At 69.2% G+C, this 16,536-nt stretch carries 13 protein-coding genes; all 13 read right to left on the bottom strand.

The genetic code is table 11. From position 1 onward, the window contains the following. Positions 1-48 precede the first annotated feature (48 nt). The 13 genes from fabZ to EK403_RS04760 all read right to left on the bottom strand — a co-directional run bounded on the left by fabZ (position 49) and on the right by EK403_RS04760 (position 16,518). The gene (gene fabZ, locus EK403_RS04700; RefSeq protein WP_128776342.1) at positions 49-570 is read right to left on the bottom strand and encodes a 3-hydroxyacyl-ACP dehydratase FabZ; all 522 of its coding nucleotides are present in this window, start codon (positions 568-570) and stop codon (positions 49-51) included. Next, the gene (locus tag EK403_RS04705) at positions 567-1,520 is read right to left on the bottom strand and encodes an LpxD N-terminal domain-containing protein (RefSeq protein WP_128776343.1); all 954 of its coding nucleotides are present in this window, start codon (positions 1,518-1,520) and stop codon (positions 567-569) included. Before EK403_RS04705 ends, fabZ begins: the two co-directional genes overlap by 4 nt. A gap of 97 nt (positions 1,521-1,617) precedes the next feature. Next, positions 1,618-4,044 (bottom strand): outer membrane protein assembly factor BamA, encoded by a 2,427-nt coding sequence (bamA, locus tag EK403_RS04710; RefSeq protein ID WP_128776344.1) that lies wholly within the window; start codon positions 4,042-4,044, stop codon positions 1,618-1,620. A gap of 184 nt (positions 4,045-4,228) precedes the next feature. Then, entirely contained in the window at positions 4,229-5,377 is a 1,149-nt protein-coding gene (rseP, locus tag EK403_RS04715) for an RIP metalloprotease RseP (protein WP_128776345.1), read from the bottom strand. Between the two features lie 57 nt (positions 5,378-5,434). Further along, entirely contained in the window at positions 5,435-6,631 is a 1,197-nt protein-coding gene (gene dxr / locus EK403_RS04720; RefSeq protein WP_428979571.1) for a 1-deoxy-D-xylulose-5-phosphate reductoisomerase, read from the bottom strand. Then, positions 6,625-7,479, bottom strand: a complete 855-nt coding sequence (locus EK403_RS04725; protein WP_245479508.1) for a phosphatidate cytidylyltransferase — start codon at positions 7,477-7,479, stop codon at positions 6,625-6,627. Before EK403_RS04725 ends, dxr begins: the two co-directional genes overlap by 7 nt. Then, positions 7,476-8,249, bottom strand: coding sequence for an isoprenyl transferase (locus EK403_RS04730; protein WP_128776346.1), 774 nt, complete (start codon positions 8,247-8,249; stop codon positions 7,476-7,478). Before EK403_RS04730 ends, EK403_RS04725 begins: the two co-directional genes overlap by 4 nt. Positions 8,250-8,392: 143 nt before the next feature. Beyond that, positions 8,393-8,956 carry a ribosome recycling factor gene (gene frr, locus EK403_RS04735; RefSeq protein ID WP_128776347.1) on the bottom strand — a complete coding sequence of 188 codons (564 nt, stop codon included), beginning with the start codon at positions 8,954-8,956 and terminating at the stop codon, positions 8,393-8,395. A 41-nt stretch (positions 8,957-8,997) separates the two neighbouring features. Then, entirely contained in the window at positions 8,998-9,717 is a 720-nt protein-coding gene (gene pyrH, locus EK403_RS04740) for a UMP kinase (RefSeq protein WP_128776348.1), read from the bottom strand. 20 nt (positions 9,718-9,737) lie between these two features. After that, positions 9,738-10,667: a translation elongation factor Ts gene (gene tsf, locus EK403_RS04745; RefSeq protein WP_128776349.1), complete on the bottom strand. Its 930-nt coding sequence runs from the start codon at positions 10,665-10,667 to the stop codon at positions 9,738-9,740. Positions 10,668-10,766: 99 nt separating this feature from the next. Then, positions 10,767-11,822: a 30S ribosomal protein S2 gene (locus tag EK403_RS04750; RefSeq protein ID WP_128776350.1), complete on the bottom strand. Its 1,056-nt coding sequence runs from the start codon at positions 11,820-11,822 to the stop codon at positions 10,767-10,769. Between the two features lie 283 nt (positions 11,823-12,105). Beyond that, positions 12,106-15,528 (bottom strand): DNA polymerase III subunit alpha, encoded by a 3,423-nt coding sequence (gene dnaE / locus EK403_RS04755; protein WP_128776476.1) that lies wholly within the window; start codon positions 15,526-15,528, stop codon positions 12,106-12,108. Between the two features lie 327 nt (positions 15,529-15,855). Continuing rightward, entirely contained in the window at positions 15,856-16,518 is a 663-nt protein-coding gene (locus EK403_RS04760) for an ABC transporter ATP-binding protein (protein ID WP_128776351.1), read from the bottom strand. Positions 16,519-16,536 lie beyond the last annotated feature (18 nt).

The following is a 16,536-nucleotide window of genomic DNA, read 5'->3' on the forward strand; positions in this document are numbered from 1 at the left end:
CCCGCGCGGCGGCCCCTTGGCCGCCGCGGCCGCACTTCTACGACCGCGTCAATTGTCGACGATCATCGCCGACAGTTCGGCCTCGCAGACGGTCTTGCCGTCGACTTTCGCCTCGCCGCGGAACCACCACATGTTGGCGCGCTTCTTGATGCGCGTCATGTGGAAGCGGACGACGTCCCCCGGCGTGACGGGCTTCCTGAACTTCGCCTTGTCGATCGTCATGAAATAGACGATGCGCGGCGTTCCCGGCGCCGTGCGGGCGGCCACGCACATGGCCCCGGCCGTCTGCGCCATGCCCTCGATCAACAGCACGCCAGGCATCACGGGCGTTCCCGGAAAGTGGCCCTGGAACTGAGGTTCGTTGAACGTCACGTTCTTGATGCCGACGCCGCTTTCGTCGCCCTTCATATCGACGATGCGGTCGACGAGCAGAAAGGGGTAGCGGTGCGGCAGATAGGACATGATGGCGGCGATGTCCGCCGAACTCAGGCCGGACGGCGCGGTCTGCTCGGCCGGGGAGTCGACTGCGGAAGGATCAGCGGGCGTATAGTGAGCGGTGTCGTCTGTCATTCCGGTGCGTCCTCGGACGCGTCGGCTGGCCGTTCGGCCTCCGACGCTGTTATGCGAAGGGCGCCGTCTGCGCGGCGCCTTTGACGATCTGAGCCGGCCCTGAGGCCGAGCGACGAGAAGTCCGCGACCATCGAGCCCGCCCCAAGCGCATGATGGGCGAAGATCACGCAGCATCGACCGATCATGGCGTCCGGGCCGACATTCGCCAGGGCGCCGATGCGGGTCGCCTCGCCGACCACCGTATCGCCGATGCGTCCGCGGGCGACAGTCGCGTTCGGGCCGATCTCGACCCCGTCCTGGAGGACGACCCGACCGAGAAGAGGCAACGCGCCTTCGAGCCGGGCGTCCGCGCCGTCGCCATGGCCGACGGCGGCGCCGGCATGGATCACGACCCGGTCGCCAATCAAGGCGTTGGCGACCGTGGCGCCCGGCCCGATCGCGCTGTCGCGGCCGAGCCGCACCCCGGCGCCGATCACCACGTTCGCGCCGACGATCGCGCCGCGTCCGATCTCGGCGCCCGGGCCGATGACGGCGCCGGGGTCCACCGAGACATCCGGCTCGAGCCGCGCCTCGGGATGGACCGACGCGCCCGGCGCAACACCTGCTCCGAACAGAGCTTGCGGACGCGCCGCAGCCGGAAACAGCGCGCCTGCGACCCGCGCGAAGGCGCGGCCCGGCTCGTCGCTGACCAGCGCGATCGAAGACTCTGGCGCGAGCGCCGCGAAGCGCGGCGCGACGAGGCAGGCGCCGGCGGCGCTGGCCGCGAGCGCATCCGCGTCTCTTTCGTCTTCCGCATAGGCGATTTCGGAGGGCCCGGCCCAGTCCAGCGCGGCGACGCCCGTGATCGAGACCAGGCGATCCGCGTCGCCCGCGACGACCGCGCCGGTGATCTCGATCAGGCGGACCAGATCGAGCGGTTCCGGCTCGTGGTGGAAGCGGGGTCCGGTCATCGCTCTCGCGGGATTGGCGCCGCGGACGCGAAGCGGGCGGCGGATGGAACGTCCGCCGCCCGATTACGAAATTTTCGCCGAAGTCGAAAGGGTTGTCTTAGAAGCGCGTGCCGCCCGAGAACCGGAACAGCTGGGTTTCGTCGTACTTCTCCTTGCTCAGGACCTTCGCGAAGTCGAACCGGATCGGTCCGAGAGGCGAGTTCCAGAGCAGCGAGGCACCGACCGAGGAGCGAATCTTCTTGCTGTCCTTGGCGTTGACGTAGAGTTCGCGCGGGTTGCCGAGCCGGCCGTCGACCGTGATGCTGTCGACGCCCTCATAGTTGAACACCGTGCCGGCGTCCGCGAACAACGCACCCTTCAGGCCGATCTCCTTCGGCAGACCGAAGATCGGGAACTGCATCTCGGCGCTGCCGCCGAAATAGGTGGTGCCGCCGAGCGGATCGTCGTTCGGGCTGCCCCTGAACAACTTGCTCGTGCCGACGTCGCGCGGACCGAAGCCTTGCGGCTCGAAGCCGCGGACAAGGTCCGGACCGCCGGGGAAGTGGTCGAGGATGCGGAGATCGTCGCTGCCGAACGCCACCACGTGGCCGCCCTGGACGCGCAGCATGCCGATGATGTTCTCCCATCCGAGCGGATGGTAGTATCGGCCGTCGAAGGTGGTGCGGAAGAACTTCGCGTCGCCGCCAAGACCCGCGACGTCGCCCTTAAGTTCGGCGTAGGTGCCGAGCGTCGGCGCCTGCGGATTGTCGAGATCGTTGTAGATCAGCGACAGGCCCGCGAGCGACGTCATCGTCTTGCCTTCCGCCTCGAAGATCGCGGCGGACGCGCGATCGTCGTTCGCGACGCGAGCCGGAGGCGGATTCGAGGTCTTGACCGTGATGCGGCTGAACTCGCTCGGGATCTTCAGATCCTGCTGGTAGAGCTGGTAGCGCGTGCCGAGCGTGAACTCCTCGGTGATCGGCAGCCCGAAGCGGAGGCCGCCGCCATAGGTGTCGAGCTCGTAAGAGGTGTAGTCGGTCTCGTCGCGCTGTTTCACATAGGCGTCGACGCCGGCCGACACCCGGCTGCCGAGGAAGTACGGCTCGGTGAACGAGAAGTCGAAGCCCGAGACATTCTGGCCGAACTGCGCGGCGATGCGGGCGTACTGCCCGCGGCCAAGGAAGTTGCGCTCGCCGAGCGCGACCTCGCCGATCATGCCGTCCTGGCTCGAATAGCCACCCGCCACCGAGAATTCGCCGGTCGCCTGATCCTCGACGTCCACATTCACGATGACGCGGTCGGGCGACGAGCCGGGCTCGGTCGAAATCTTCACGTTCTTAAAGAAGCCGAGCGCCTTCAGGCGCCGCTCCGCGCGGTCGATGAAAATCTGATTGTAGGCGTCGCCTTCGCCGATGTCGAACTCGCGGCGCACCACGTAGTCGCGCGTGCGCGTGTTGCCGCGGACGTTGATGCGCTCGACATAGACCCGCGCGCCCTCCTCGACCACATAGGTCACGCCGATCGTCTGGTCGGACATGTTGCGGTCGCCGCGCGGGCGAACCTGCGCGAATGCGTAGCCGCGCGAGGCGAGGTCGAGCGACATAGCCTCGACGGACTTGTCGATGTCCTGCGCGCTATAGGTCGAGCCGGAGCTCGACTTGATCTTGCCGCGCAGCGTCGCGGCGTCGACGTCGGGAACGCTCGACTCCACGTCGACCGCGCCGAAGCGGTACTTCTGGCCTTCCTCGACGGCGATGTTGAGCGTGAAGGCGTTGGTGCCCTGGTCGAGCGCAGCGTTGGCCGAAACCACGCGGAAGTCGGCGTAGCCGTGGTTCAGGTAGAACTTGCGCAGCAGCTCGAGATCGGCGTTGACGCGGTCCGGATCGTAGACGTCGGAGGTCTTCAGCCAGCTCAGCCAGTTCGATTCGGTGGTCGTCATCTGGTCGCGCAGCGTGCCGTCCGAGAACGCGTCGTTGCCCTCGAAATTGATCGACGAAATCTTGGTCTTCTCGCCCTCGTTGATTTCGAAGACGAGGTCGACGCGGCCGCTCGGCTGGTCGATGGTCTTGGGCGAAACCGTGACCTCATAGCGCCCGGAGCGGCGGTAGATGTCCTGGATGCGCTGCGCGTCGGCCTGCACCACCGCGGGGTTGAACGGGCCGCGCGGCTTGGACTGCGTCTCGGATTCGAGCACCGAGTCCTTGATCTTGCTGTTGCCCTCGAAGGCGACGCGGTTGAGGACCTGGTTCTCGCTGACCGTGACCACGATGCCGCCGCCGGCGCGCGCTACGCGCACGTCGGAGAACAGGCCGCTGGCGTAGAGGCCGCGGATGCCTTCGTCGATGGTCGCTTGGGTCAGCGGGCCGCGGCCCGTGAAGTAGGAGCGGACCGTCTCGGCGTCGACGCGCTGGTTGCCGCGCACCGTGATTCCGCCGCTCTGCGCAAACGCCTTCGTGGCCCCGGGCGCCCCAAGAGGCGCACCCGCCGTAATCGCTCCGATGGCGACCGACGACGCGAGCGCAAGCCGCCCAACCACTCGAACCATACGCATCATAGGCAGACGGACCCCCGTGCCGTTCACCGCGCCTCCGCAACCGTCAAGAACGGCGTGAATACGCGGGGCGACCCCGTCCGCTTCTATAGAACTTTGACGCACGTGCAAACTCGCTACTCAACGCCGGCACGACGTTTGGACCGACCCGTTGCGAGTCGGCCACGCCGTCCGTTTTTCAGCCTAGAGTCGAAAGGTGAACGATGTCGTTCCAAGTCGCGAAAATCATCAGCATGAGCACCAGCGCGAGGCCGATGCGCATGCCGATTTCCTGGGCCCTGGCGCCGAGCGGCCGGCCCCGAAGGGCCTCGATCGCGTAGAATAGCAGGTGTCCGCCGTCGAGCAGCGGGATCGGCACCAGGTTGAGGAGCCCGATCGAGACCGAAAGGATCGCGGCGAGCGACAGGAGCGCGACGAAGCCGAGCGTGGCGAAGTCGCCCGACGTCTTGGCGATGCGGATCGGACCGCCGATCTGGTCGGCCGATTCCCGCCCGACCACGAGGCGCCCGAGATAGGCTCCCGTCCGCGTCACCTGAAACCAGGTCTCCTCCGCACCTGCGACCAGCGCCTCCAAAGGTCCGAAGCGCTCCATGCGCACGGAATCGGGATTGGTCGCGCGGCTGATTCCGAGCAGGCCGATCCTGAGCTTGTTGCCGAAGGCGTCGGTGATCGCGCGGAGACGGGGCGTGGCCGTCAGATCGACGCGGGCGCCGCCACGCTCGACCGTCACCTTCATGGTCCGGTCGGCGCTCTGCTCCACGATCCGCTGCATGTCGCCGAAGGTCGCGATCTTGCCGCCGTCGATCGCGACCACGAGGTCGCCGGGCTGGAAGCCCGCGGCTTCGGCGGCGCTGCCCGGCTCGACCTTGTCCACCACGGCGTCGGTCGCCGGACGGCCGACGGTCAGGAAAATGCCGGCGAATATCGCGATCGCCAGCAGGAAGTTGGCGAGTGGCCCGGCCGCGACGATCGCGGCCCGAGCAGGCAACGGCGCGAAGAAGAAACTCGACCGCCGTTCCTCGGGACTCATCCGTTCCAGAGCATCGACGTCGGGCGCCCCCGCGGCGTTCTCATCGCCAGCGAAGCGCACATAACCGCCGAGCGGGATCGCCGCGAGCCGCCAGCGGGTGCCGTGCCGGTCGTCCCATCCGAAGAGTTCAGGGCCGAAGCCGATCGAGAACGCCAGCACCTTCACGCCGGTCCAGCGTGCGACCAGGAAATGGCCGAGCTCGTGAAAGAAGATCACGAGGGTCAGCACGAACAGGAAGGGGACAAGGTAGGCCGCGGCCGACCAGCCGGCGCCGAAGATTTCATTCACGAACGACATATCCGTCCTCTCGGCCCCGGCGGCGCGTCTCGAAGCGCGCCCGCGCCAAGGCTTTCCTTAGTGCGCCCGAAAATGCGCCTCAGGCAAGCGTTCCGCGGCGAGACGCCGCGCCTCGGCGTCGAGCGCCAGCGCCGCCTCGACGGTGCCAGGCGCGCCGAACGGTCGGCCGGCCGCGATTTCGAGCGTCTCCTCGACGATGCGCGGCACGTCCATGAAGCCGATCCGCCGCGCGAGGAACAGCGCGACCGCGACTTCGTTCGCGGCGTTGAGCACGGTCGGCGCCGCGCCGCCCGCCGCAAGCGCCGCGCGCGCGAGCCCGAGCGCCGGAAACCGCCCCATGTCGGGCGCCTCGAAGGTCAGCCGGCCGATCGCCGCGAAATCGAGCCGCGCGGCCGGCGTCGAGAGCCGGTCGGGAAAGCCCAACGTATGTGCGATCGGGACGCGCATGTCGGGCGAGGCAAGCCCGGCCGTCACCGCGCCATCCTTGAACGCCACGAGGCCATGGATCACCGACTGTGGATGCACAACCACATCGAGGCGGGTCGGATCGATCGCGAAAAGATGATGAGCCTCAATCAGCTCGAGCCCTTTGTTCATGAGCGTCGCGGAATCGATCGTGATCTTCGCGCCCATCGTCCAGGTCGGGTGGCGCAGCGCGTCCTCCGGCCGGGCGGCGGCGATGCGCTCCGCGCTCCAGTCGCGGAACGGTCCGCCGGAGGCCGTGAGCGTCATGGTCTCGACCTCCGCGACGCTCTGGCCGCCGAGCGCCTGCATCAGCGCGTTGTGCTCGCTGTCGACGGGCAGCAGCGTGGCGCCTGCCCTCGCCACCTCGGCCATGAAGGCCTGGCCTGCACAGACGAGGCATTCCTTCGTCGCGAGCGCGACCGCGCCGCCGCGCCTGACCGCTGCGACGGTCGGCGCGAGGCCCGCCGCGCCGGAGATCGCCGCCATCGTCCAGTCGACCGGGATCGAGGCCGCCTCGGTCATGGCCCTGGCGCCGGCGGCGCTCCGCACGCCTGTCAACTCAAGAGCCCGCGCCAGCGCCTCGCCTTGGGTCTCGTCCGCGATCACCGCGCGGCGGGCCTTGAGACGGACCGCGACCTCCGCGAGCGCCCTGGCGTCGCTGCCGCCCGCCACCGCCTCCACCTCGAACCTGTCGGCATGGCGGAGCAGCAGGTCGACGGTCGCGCCGCCGACCGAGCCGGTGGCGCCGAGCACCGTCACGCTCCGCTTCACGCCGTCCGCCCTCACCATCTGAGGAGCCCCTCGCCAGCCGCGTCCAAGCCGCCGCGCGCGACCCCGATGGCGGCCGCGACGGTGGCGGCGAACAGGAAGCCGTCGAGCCGGTCCATCAACCCGCCATGGCCCGGGATGAGCTTGCTCGAATCCTTCGCGCCATAGGCCCGCTTCACGCCCGACTCGAAAAGGTCGCCGAACTGCGAGGCGGCCGATGTCACGAGCGCAACCACGACGATCGGCCAGAGCCGCGCCGCCCCCCCGCCCGCCGCCACCGCGACGCCGGCCGCGACGGCCGCGGTCGCGCCGCCGATCGCGCCGGACCAGGTCTTGTTGGGCGACAGAAGCGGCGCGAGCTTCGGCCCGCCAAAGGCGCGCCCGGCGAAGAAGGCCGCGATGTCGGTCGACCAGACGACCGCGAACAGCCAGAGGATCGCCAGCAGCCCGTCATGGGGATCACGCCGCAGCAGCATCGCCCCGACGAAAACCGCGGCCCCGTAGGGAATGGCGACGGCGGCGAAATAGGCGGGGCGCGCAAGGAAAGCCGCCACGACGGCGCCAGCCAGCAGCACGAAGGCCGCGGTCACGGGCGCGACGTAGAGATAGATCGAGAGGCTGAGCGCGGCTCCCGCCACGCCGAGCGTCGCGGCGACGACGCGCGCCGTCCAGCGCCGCGAGGGCGGGTCGCCGGCGACGAGCCAAGCCCATTCCACGCCGACCGCGACGCCCGCGAGGATCCAGAAGGCCGCGAAGAACAGCCCGCCCACATAGGCCGCCGCAAGAGCCGCCGCGATCAGCACCACGCTCGAAGCGGTGCGCAGCGCAAGCTCCGAGACGCGCCCGGCCCCGGGGCGCGGAGGGATCACGCGCCGACCCGCGCGACGCGCCCGCCGTAACGACGCTGGCGCGTCCGGAACGCCGCGATCGCCTCCTCGAAGGCCGCATGGTCGAAGTCCGGCCAATGAAGAGACAAGAATACGAACTCTGCGTAAGCGCTTTGCCAGAGTAGGAAATTCGAGATTCGCAATTCGCCGCTGGTGCGGATGACGAGGTCCGGATCCGGCAGATCGGCGGTGTCGAGATGATCCGCCACCACGCCGGCGTCGATCGTCGCGGGGTCCAGCCTGCCGTCGCGCGCCGCCTCCGCGATGCGCCGGACAGCCGAGACGATCTCCTGGCGGCCGCCATAGTTGAACGCGACCACGAGCGTGAGACCGCTGTTCGCGCGCGTCAGGGTCTCGGCCTCTTCGAGCAGCCCGCCGATGTCGTCCGGCAACCCGCGGCGTTCGCCGATGACGCGGATGCGCACGTTTCCGCGATGCAGTTCGGTGAGGTCGCGCCGGATGAAGGCGCGGAGCAGATTCATCAGGTCAGCGACCTCCTGGGCCGGCCGCGACCAGTTCTCCGCCGAGAAGCTGTAGAGCGTGAGCTGCCTGACGCCGAGTTCGTGGGCGGAGCGCACGGCGCGCCGAAGCGCGTCGACGCCGCGCCGATGGCCCTCGATCCTCGGCAGTCCGCGGGCGGCCGCCCAGCGGCCGTTGCCGTCCATGATGATCGCGACGTGCCGCGGCGACGCGCCATCGTCGCCAGGCTCCGGCGCGCTCGCGGTCCATCGTGGCAGGTTGGTCGGCGACATCGGGCGTCCGAACACGAGTGCGGATGTCTTTCCCGGCTTTGCCCATGCAGGCGACGCCGAATGCGGTCGGCCTGAATCGGGCCGGGGTCATGCGCACGCGCCCAGCGCGCCCTGAAGGCACGCGACTCGCGTCCCGCAGGTTATCACACCTGCAGGATATCCTTTTCCTTGGCGGCGAGCGCCTGATCGATCTCGGCCACCGCGGCGTCGGTCGCCTTCTGGACCTGTTCGGCGAGCTTTTCGTGCTCGTCCTGGCTGACGTCGCCGTCCTTCTCGGCCTTCTTCAAGACGTCGAGCCCGTCGCGCCGGACGTGGCGGACGGCGACGCGCTGGTTCTCGGCGTATTTGTGCGCGACCTTGACGAGCTCCTTGCGCCGGTCGGCGTTGAGCTCGGGCAGCGGAATGCGCAGCAGCTGACCTTCGGTGATCGGGTTGAGGCCGAGATTGGCCTCGCGGATCGCCTTTTCGACGGCGCCGGTCATGGAGCGGTCCCAGACCTGGACGCTCAGCATCCGGGGCTCCGGCACGCTCACCGTCGCGACCTGGTTGAGCGGCATCTCGGCGCCGTAGGCGGTGACCGTCACGGGATCGAGCAGGTTCGCCGAGGCGCGGCCGGTGCGGAGGCCGGCAAGGTCGGTCTTAAGCGAAGCGACGGCGCCGTTCATGCGGCGCTTGACGTCTTCAAGGTCGAACTGGGCGGATGACATGGTCTGGCTTCCTTGCTTCGAGCGGGCGGTTCCGTCCGCCTCTATCGGGTTGCGACCGTCGTCGCGCGCCCTCCGCCGCAAACCGCCGCCCGGATCGAGCCGGGTTCGTGAATGGAGAAGACGATTACCGGAAGCGCGTTCTCGCGCGCAAGCGCGAAGGCCGCGGTGTCCATGATCTTGAGGTCCTTCTGGATGACCTCGTCATGGCTGATCCGGTCGTAGCGGGTCGCGCTCGGGTCCTTCTTCGGGTCGGCGGTGTAGACGCCGTCGACATTGGTGGCCTTGAGCAGCGCCTCGCAGCCGGTCTCGATGGCGCGCAGCGCCGCCGCGGTGTCGGTCGTGAAGAACGGGTTTCCGGTGCCGGCCGCGAAGAGCACGATCCGGCCGCGATCGAGATGGGCGAGCGCCCGCGGACGCGTATAGGTCTCGCACACCGCCGGCATGTCGAGCGCCGAGAGCACCCGCGCCTGCGTGCCCGCCCGCATGATCGCGGCGGCGAGCGCAAGCCCGTTCATCACGGTCGCGAGCATGCCCATATAGTCGCCGGTGGCCCGGTCGACGCCCTGGGAGGAGACCTGCACCCCGCGAAAGATGTTGCCGCCGCCGACCACGACGCCGAGCTCGACGCCGAGCGCATGGGTCGCGGCGAGATCCGCCGCGATGCGGTCGACCGTCGGCTGATGGAGGCCGAAGCCGGCGGGGCCCATCAGGGCCTCGCCGGAGACTTTGACGAGGACCCGTTTATAGAGCGGCGCCTCCATCGCTCCCGAGCCCCGCGGCCTCAGCCCTGGCCGCCCGCGGCGGCCGCGACCTCGGCCGCGAAGTCGCTGTCCTCCTTCTCGACGCCCTCGCCAAGCGCGAGCCGGACGAAGCCCGTGACCTTGATGGGCGCGCCCACCTCGGCCTCGGCCGCCTTGACCGCCTGCGCGACGGTCTTCGACGTGTCGTGAATGAAGGGCTGCTCGAGCAGCGTCGCTTCCTTGTAGAAGGTCTTGATGCCGCTCTCGACGATCTTCTCGATCACGTGCTCGGGCTTGCCGCCCTCGCGCGCCTTGTCGGCGAGCACCGCCTTCTCACGCTCGACGATCGCGGGATCGATCGAGGACGCGTCGAGGCCCTGCGGATTGGTGGCCGCGACATGCATGGCGATCTGCTTGCCGAGCGCGAGCAGCGGCTCGGACTTGCCCTCGCTCTCGAGCGCGACCAGCACGGCGATCTTGCCGAGATTGGGCGCGACCTGGCCGTGCACATAGGTTCCGATGCCGCCCTTGGAGACGGACAGCGCCTTGGCGCGACGAAGCGTCATGTTCTCGCCGATCTTGGCGATGGTCGCCTGGACCTTCTCCGCGACCGTGCCGCCGCCCGGATAGGCGGCCGCCGAGATCGCCTCAACGTCGTCGCCGACGGTGAGGGCGACGCCCGCGATGGCCGACACCATCTCCTGGAATTCCGGGTTGCGGGCCACGAAGTCGGTCTCGGAGTTGACCTCAACGGCCACGCCCTTGACGCCCTCGACCGCGAGAGCGACCAGGCCCTCGGCCGCGACCCGCCCGGCCTTCTTGGCGGCCTTAGCGAGGCCCTTCTTGCGCAGCCAGTCGACCGCCGCCTCGATGTCGCCGCCGACCTCGTTCAGCGCGTTCTTGCAGTCCATCATGCCGGCGCCGGTCTTCTCGCGAAGCTCCTTCACCATGGCGGCGGTGATGTTGGCCATTTCAATCCTCGAAAATGAACGTCGTCGCCCAGGCCTCGCCCGGGCGACGGAAAGGAAGCCGAAGCGCCCGTCAGCCGTGTGACGGGCGGTAGCGATGCATCAGGCCGCGAGGCTCGCGAGCTGCTCGCGCGCCTGGGCCACCCAGCCCTCGCGCTCGAAGCGGCCGTTGAGCTTCATGTCGGCGTCGGCCTTGGAGATGTCGGCCGGCGTCATCGCGGCGATCTGCCAGTAGTGGTAGACGCCATATTCGTTGAGCTTCTGCTCGAGCTGCGGACCGACGCCCGAGAGCTTGGACAGGTCGTCGGGCGCGCCGCGCGGCGCGGCGAGCAGCTCGAACGTCTCCTCGACGGTCTCGGCCGGGGCGTCGGAGCTTGCGACCACGGCGGGCTCGGCGGAGACCGTCTCCTCCAGCACCGGCTCGATGGTCGGGGCCTCCTGGGCGCCGAGGTCGACGCCCGAATCGCCCTGGCCGCGGCCGATGCCGTCGATCGCTGCGCGGGCGATCAGGTCGCCATAGAGCGCGAGCGCGCGGCCGGCGTCGTCATTGCCCGGGATCGGATAGGTGATCCCCTCCGGGTCGGAATTGGTGTCGAGGATCGCGGCGACCGGAATGCCGAGGCGACGGGCCTCCTGAACCGCGATCTGCTCCTTGTTGGTGTCGATCACGAAGATCAGGTTGGGCAGGCCGCCCATGTCCTTGATGCCGCCGAGCGTCTTTTCGAGCTTGTCGCGCTCGCGCGACAGCGTCAGGCGCTCCTTCTTGGTGAAGCCCTGGGCCTCGCCGCCGAGCATCTCCTCGAGCTTGCGCAGGCGCTGGATGGAGCCCGAAATGGTCTTCCAGTTGGTCAGCATGCCGCCGAGCCAGCGCGAGTTCACGAAATACTGCGCCGAGCGGCGGGCCGAATCCGCCACGACTTCAGCCGCCTGGCGCTTGGTGCCGACGATCAGCACGCGGCCGCCGCCGGCGACGACGTCCGAAACCGCCTGCAGCGCGCGGTGCAGCAGCGGCACGGTCTGGGCGAGGTCGATGATGTGGATGTTGTTGCGGGCGCCGAAGATGTAGGGAGACATCTTCGGGTTCCAGCGGTGGGCCTGATGGCCGAAATGCACGCCAGCCTCGAGCAGCTGACGCATGGTGAAATCGGGCAGCGCCATGTCGTTCGTTCTCCGGTTTTCGCCTCCGCGGGCTTCGACGGAGCCCATAGGCTGGACCCGATCCGGAACGGCTTGGTTATCGCCGCCATGCCCGCGTGTGGAATGGCGCGGCTTATAGGCGAAGCGGGGCGAGAAAGGCAAGGGCGCGGACGGAAATGGCGCGTCAGGCGGCGACGCCCGGACGTCGCGCCGCCGTCAGCAAGACGGGGTCAAGAGAGCGAGGCCCTGCCCGTCCCTCTCGCGCTTGCGGGAGAGGGTTGGCGTCGCGCCAGCCCCGGTCGCCTCACGCCGCCTCGACCGCGAGGACCCCCGGCACGGTCTTCAGCGCTCCCGCGACCTGCGGCGAGACGCGGTAGCGGCCGGGCAGCCGGATCTCGACCTCGGTCCCGGCGTCGAGCAACATGACGACCGACACCTCGCCGTCGCCGCTCTCGAGGCGGCGCGTCAGCGCGTCGAACGGCTCGGGGCTGCGCATGAAGACCCGCACCGCCTTCTGGCGCCGCTCCGCCTCGCGGTCGAGCGCCTCAACGCTCTCGATCCGCACCCGGACCTCGTCGCCATCGAGCGCCGCCGACACCGAGACGATGACGGGCGTGTTGGGCTCCAGCAGGTCCCGATACTGCGAAAGCCCTTCCGAGAAGATCACCGCCTCGTAATGGCCTGTGGGGTCCGACAGGGTGACGATCCCCATGCGGTTGCCGGTCTTGGTCTTGCGCTCCTGGCGCGACAGCACGGTGGCGGCGAGCCGCCCGCCGGTGGCGCCGGCCTTCACGGCCGCCGCGAACTCGCCGTAGCGACGGAGCCTCATCCGCTCGAGCAGCGGCCCGTAATCGTCGAGCGGATGGCCGGACAGGAAGAAGCCGACGGCCTCATATTCGCGCTTCAGCCGCTCGCCGGCGGTCCACGGCTCGTGAGGCTGCGGGCGGATCGGCTCCTCGGCCGCGCCGAAGAAGTCGTTCTGGCCGCTCGCCTCGCCGTCGCGGGTGCGCGACGCGATCGCCATCACGGCCTCGACGCTCGCGAGCGCCCGGGCGCGATCGTCCACCAGCGCGTCGAGCGCGCCCGCCTGGACCAGGCTTTCGAGCGCGCGCTTCGGCAGCGCCTTGGAGTCGAGGCGGCGCGCGAAATCCGCGAGGTCGGCGAACGGCCTTGCGCGCCGCTCCGCCACCAGCTTCTCGACCGCCGACCCGCCGACGCCCTTGAGCGCAGCGAGCGCATAGAGAATCTCGCCCTCCGCCACGTCGAAGGCGACGTCCGAACGGTTCACGCAGGGCGGCTTCACCGTGATCCCGAGCCTCACCGCCTCCTGGCGGAATTCGGCGAGCTTGTCGGTCGAGCCCATGTCGAGCGTCATCGACGCGGCCATGAACTCTACAGGGTGGTTCGCCTTGAGATAGGCGGTCTGGTAGGCGACCAGCGCATAGGCCGCGGCGTGGCTCTTGTTGAAGCCGTAGTCGGCGAACTTCGCCAGCAGGTCGAAGATCGTCGAGGCGTCGGACTTGCCGATGCCGCGCTCGACCGCGCCGGACACGAAGCGCTCGCGCTGCGCGTCCATCTCGGAGCGGATCTTCTTGCCCATCGCGCGGCGCAGCATGTCGGCCTCGCCGAGCGTGTAGCCGGCGAGCGACTGGGCGGTCTGCATCACCTGCTCCTGGTAGATGATGACCCCGAAGGTCTCTCCCAGGATCGGCTCGAGCTTGGGATGCGGATAGTCGGGCTTCTCCTGGCCGTGCTTTCGCGCGCAATAGGTCGGGATGTTGGCCATCGGGCCCGGCCGGTAGAGCGCGACCAGCGCGATGATGTCCTCGAAGCGGTCCGGCTTCATGTCAGCGAGCGCGCGCCGCATGCCGGCGCTTTCCAGCTGGAACACCCCGACGGTCTCGCCGCGCGACAGCATCGCGAAGGTCGCCGCGTCGTCGATCGGGATCTTCTCAAGGTCGAGCTCGATACCCCGGCGCTTGAGCAGCGCGACCGCCGTGGTCAGCGTCGTCAGCGTCTTCAGCCCGAGGAAATCGAACTTCACGAGACCGGCGGGCTCGACCCATTTCATGTTGAACTGGGTGACGGGCATGTCGGAGCGCGGGTCGCGATAGAGCGGCACGAGCTCGGAGAGCGGCCGGTCGCCGATCACGATGCCGGCCGCGTGGGTCGAGGCGTGGCGATAAAGCCCCTCGAGCTTGAGCGCGATGTCGAGCATCCGCCCGACGGTCGGATCGGCGGCGCGCGCCTCGGCGAGCTTCGGCTCGTCGACCACCGCCTGCTTCAGCGTGACGGGATTGGCCGGGTTCTGCGGCACGAGCTTGCAGAGCTTGTCGACCTGCCCATAGGGCATCTCCAGCACGCGCCCGACGTCCCGCATGACGCCGCGCGCCTGCAGCGTGCCGAAGGTGATGATCTGCGCGACCCGGTCGTGGCCGTAGCGGTCCTGGACGTAGCGGATCACCTCCTCGCGCCGGTCCTGGCAGAAGTCGATGTCGAAGTCCGGCATCGAGACGCGCTCGGGATTGAGGAAGCGCTCGAACAGCAGGCCGAAGCGCAGCGGATCGAGATCGGTGATGGTGAGCGACCAGGCGACCAACGATCCCGCGCCCGACCCGCGGCCCGGACCCACGGGAATCCCCTGCGCCTTCGCCCATTTGATGAAGTCGGAGACGATCAGGAAGTAGCCCGGGAATTTCATTCCCTCGATGACGCCGAGCTCGAATTCGAGCCGCTTGTCATAGACCTCGCGCTCGAGCCCCGGCGCCGTGCCGTGGCTTACGAGGCGGGCCTCGAGCCCGGCGAGCGCCTGCCGGCGGAGCTCCGCGGCCTCGTCCTCGCCGGCCGTGAAGCGCGGCAGGATGGGCTTCATGGTGCGCGGCCGGTAGGCCGAGCGGCGCGCGATCTCGAGCGTGCTGGCGAGCGCCTCGGGAAGGTCGGCGAACAGAGCCGCCATCTCGGCGCGGGTCTTGAAGCCGTGCTCGGGCGACATCTGTCGCCGCTCGGTCTCCCCCAGGAACCGTCCCTCGGCGAGGCAGATCAGCGCGTCGTGGGCCTCGTGGTCGGACCGTTCGGCGAAGCGGGCGCCGTTGGTGGCGACGATCGGCAGGCCGCGCGCATAGGCGAGCTCGAGCAGCGCGCCCTCGACGGCCCGTTCTCCCGGAAGATTGTGGCGCTGCAGCTCGACATAGAACGCGTCGCCATAGAGCGCCGACAGACGGGCGAGCCTCGCCGCCGCTACGTCGTCAGCGCCTTCGGACAGCGCGCGGTCGATCGGCCCCTCGGGACCGCCCGTCAGCGCCACGAGGCCGCCACGATGCCGTTCGAGCAGTTCGAGCCCGACATGCGGAGGACCCTCGCCCTCCCCGTCGAGGAAGGCGCGGCTCGAAAGCGCCATCAGGTTCCGATAGCCGAGCTCGTCGCGCGCCAGGAGCACGATCGCGGGCGGCCGCTCGTCCTTGGCCTGCCGCCCGGCGCGCTGCTCGCGATCCTGGAAATCGACCGCCAGCGTCAGCCCTGCGATCGGCTGCACGCCGGCGCCGGCGAGCTTCTCCGAGAACTCCAACGCCCCGAATAGATTGTCGTCGGTGAGCGCGACCGCCGGAGCATGGTCGGCCTTCGCGAGCGCCGCGATGCGGGCGATGGTCAGCGCGCCCTCGAGCAGGGAGAAGGACGAGCGCACATTGAGGTGCACGAAGCCCGGATCGCTCTTCAGCCCGCTCGCCATGTCCACGCCGTTCCTCCGCCCTGTTCCGCGACCTTAAGGGCGCCGCCCGCGATCCCGCGGCGCCTTCCTGGCGCGCTCCACAGGAAACAGCCTCAAACGTTCATCATCACGTCGGCCCAGAGCGACAGCGCGCCGACGAAAACCGCGACCGAGACGAGTTCGAGACAACCGCAGGCCCACGCCTTGATACGGGCGACATCCATGATGATCTCCATATGAACCCGTTATGTTCTTTTAATGTTCTCCATGCCTAAAGGGCCGTCAAGCGGATTCTCCCCGCGCCGCGGTCTGCGGCTCCGGAAGGTGAAGAAAGTCTGAAACTTGGGCTCAGGCGTCGACCAGCACGCCGTCGCGGAGCGTGATCCGCCGGTCGAGCGTCGCCGCGAGATCGAGATTGTGGGTCGCGACGATCGCCGCGAGGCCCGAGGCGCGCGCGAGCGTGGTCAGCGTCTGGAAGACATGCGCCGAGGTCGTCGGGTCGAGATTGCCGGTCGGCTCGTCGGCGAGCAGGAGCCTCGGGGCGTTGGCGACCGCGCGGGCGATGGCGACGCGCTGCTGCTCGCCGCCGGAGAGCTCGGCGGGCCTGTGCGACAGCCGCGCGCCGAGGCCGAGATAGGTGAGCAGCTCGGCCGCCCGTTCGCGGGCCTCGGCCTTGGCGAGGCCGCGGATGATCTGCGGCATCACGACATTCTCGAGCGCGGAGAATTCAGGCAAGAGATGGTGGAACTGGTAGACGAAGCCGACCCGGCCGCGCCGGATCGCAGTTCGGGCGTCGTCGCCGAGGCCGACGGTGGGCCGGCCGTCGAGCCAGACCTCGCCGCCGTCCGGTCGCTCCAGCAACCCGGCGACATGCAGCAGCGTCGACTTGCCGGCGCCCGAGGGCGCGATCAGCGCCACCACCTCGCCCGCCTCGACAGTCGCCGAGGCGCCGTTGAGGACGTCGACCGAGGCGTCGCCCTGCCGGTAACGACGCACGACGTTGTCGAGCACGAGGAGCGGCGGGGGGGC

Origin of the sequence: Hansschlegelia zhihuaiae (assembly GCF_004103825.1) — a bacterium.
Classification (GTDB): Bacteria; Pseudomonadota; Alphaproteobacteria; order Rhizobiales; family Methylopilaceae; genus Methylopila; species Methylopila zhihuaiae.